This is a genomic window from Paenibacillus sp. NAIST15-1 (genome assembly GCF_001894745.1).
Taxonomy (GTDB): Bacteria; Bacillota; Bacilli; order Paenibacillales; family Paenibacillaceae; genus Paenibacillus_B; species Paenibacillus_B suaedae.
Genome location: NZ_BBYF01000038.1, coordinates 1 through 1994, shown reverse-complemented (window position 1 = coordinate 1994; position 1994 = coordinate 1). Strand labels below are relative to the sequence as shown.

Annotated in this window: 4 protein-coding genes; 2 read left to right on the top strand and 2 right to left on the bottom strand. The window is 43.7% G+C overall.

What is annotated here, in order from left to right:
* Positions 1 to 471 precede the first annotated feature (471 nt).
* Both PBN151_RS31660 and PBN151_RS30160 read right to left on the bottom strand, forming a co-directional pair.
* Positions 472 to 618, bottom strand: a complete 147-nt coding sequence (locus PBN151_RS31660) for a type 2 periplasmic-binding domain-containing protein (protein WP_175560846.1) — start codon at positions 616 to 618, stop codon at positions 472 to 474.
* Positions 615 to 818: a type 2 periplasmic-binding domain-containing protein gene (locus PBN151_RS30160; protein ID WP_072732270.1), complete on the bottom strand. Its 204-nt coding sequence runs from the start codon at positions 816 to 818 to the stop codon at positions 615 to 617. Before PBN151_RS30160 ends, PBN151_RS31660 begins: the two co-directional genes overlap by 4 nt.
* 1 nt (position 819) lies before the next feature.
* Between PBN151_RS30160 and PBN151_RS30155 the strand changes: the two genes are divergently transcribed.
* Complete coding sequence (locus PBN151_RS30155; RefSeq protein WP_072732269.1) at positions 820 to 1458, top strand: alkaline phosphatase family protein; 639 nt, start codon at positions 820 to 822, stop codon at positions 1456 to 1458.
* Between the two features lie 212 nt (positions 1459 to 1670).
* Positions 1671 to 1820 (top strand): hypothetical protein, encoded by a 150-nt coding sequence (locus PBN151_RS31655; protein WP_175560845.1) that lies wholly within the window; start codon positions 1671 to 1673, stop codon positions 1818 to 1820.
* Positions 1821 to 1994 lie beyond the last annotated feature (174 nt).

Here is a 1994-nt window from a genome sequence, read left to right as displayed (position 1 = left end):
ACGTTGCTCGTTGTTCAGTTTTCAAAGAACAATCTTCAATCCAGCGCTTTAGCTTATTGCCTCTTTCGCTTTCGTTCACCGCATCTCTCAGCGGCGACTTTTATATCTTATCACTTCATCAACTCGAAGTCAACAACTTTTTTCAATTTGTTTTCTTCGTTTGATTCACTGCCTCCTAATGAAGCAGGAATTAGAATATATCATATTTCGAAGGTAGAATGCAAGACTTTTTTAAACTAATTTTAAATCCTTTATTTCATGTCCTCCAATCCTCTTCTTTCTATCCTCTGTACCTACTCCTCGGTTAAAATGTTGTTCAGCATTGTAATGAATGCTTTAGCTGCTGGCGACAGATGCTTGTTTTAGTAATGAACATATTGAACCCCTCTCTCAAACTTCACTTCATCTATGGGAATACAACTAGCAGTCCGCTAGCAATCTCCTGCATCTTCATTAATTCAGATACTGCTGCTATGCAAGTCCATGAATAACGCCCTGCTTAATTCCTTCCAAGCTGCTGATTTCAATCGTATTGGATATCGAGATGCCTGCCTGTTCGAACTTCATATCGAGGAATTGCCTTGTTGCCGACTTATCCGGCTTCATAAGGAAGGTCACATTTGAGAATCATATAACGTACATCTCCTCTTCAGAACCACACGGTGATCTGGACGTGCAATGAGAACGAGGCGATCCTGATAAAACGCACAAGTCTGATACCGTGATTCATCGACTTCTACTTGATCGGACAATACGAGAAATTCAATGCTCTTGGATTCCAATTGATGAATCAGCTGCTGTGAGGATGTAAGCTTCATCTTGGATTCACGCCTGAGCAACCCATGTCGCGGCCCCATCGAAGCACTTGGATTCGGAATCGATATTCAGCCTGGAGATGTCGTTCTTCGCTGCAATTTTGCCACTATAGAAGACGGTGTAGTGCTGGATCGACGCGCTGGCCGCATACGGGAACATACGGACAAACATGCTGAATCCATTTCAGGAATAGAAGTAGCCGAGGGCATCTATGCTTACTGCAAGCCAGCGACTGAACATCGTGCTGTACTTGTGCTGCGTAGACAGGGATTAAGTGATCAAATTACTGATTCTGACCCGAAAGCCGAACGACGGCAAACCGTATCTTCCTGTTCAGCCGTTGGAAGATACATTAGAAGCACGACGACTGCTTCTGCAGTCAACCGCTTCTTAGAAATATCTTCTCGGATCTTGTCATCGCAACCTGCGAATGAGGAGCGAGTAGCTAATGGATTGCTGCCTGCCAGCTTCATTCTAACCCGTGGTGCAGGTAGTATGGTTGAACTTGAGCCGATTGCTTCAAAAATGAATTTCCGAGGTTGCTGCATTGCAGCAGCCCCCACTCTCTTTAAGTGGTGGGGGTTGCTATATAGAATAGCATTCGTGAACGCCCCATTAATCATCTGTTTCTTTTATATATAAGAAACATGTATTCAAATCACAGGAAATAGTCACTTCAATAGACATTCTGTCAATTCGCCTCCTTAAGCGAGTAACCAGTACTAGTCCATCGAAATTGCATTAAAGCTCTTAACCACTTTTATACACCCACCGTCATTGCTTCCTTCGATGTACCTTAGAATCAGTCTCCCTACACTATTGAAATACATGTGTGAGTAGAACATTCTACAGCCATGGCTCCATTGGAGTTCACCTTGTTGAATGTGTTCTGGCACTTATGGCTGCTGTCTCCACGCTGGCATTGCCTATTGACGATGCGCGCTGTCGACTCAAGTGGACTCGTTAAAGTCAACGAAATGGACATATGCCTGTACAAAGCGTAAGCATTTAAGAAAAAAAGCCGATTGCTGTTAAACCTAAATTAGGCGCAAGCATTCGGCTTTTTTACATACCTATATTAAGTATAGTAAAAAAGACCACCGTCGAGATGTCTCAACAGTGGTCTTTAGTTGCTTGGCGACGTCCTACTCTCCCGGGACCCTGCGGTCCAAGTACCA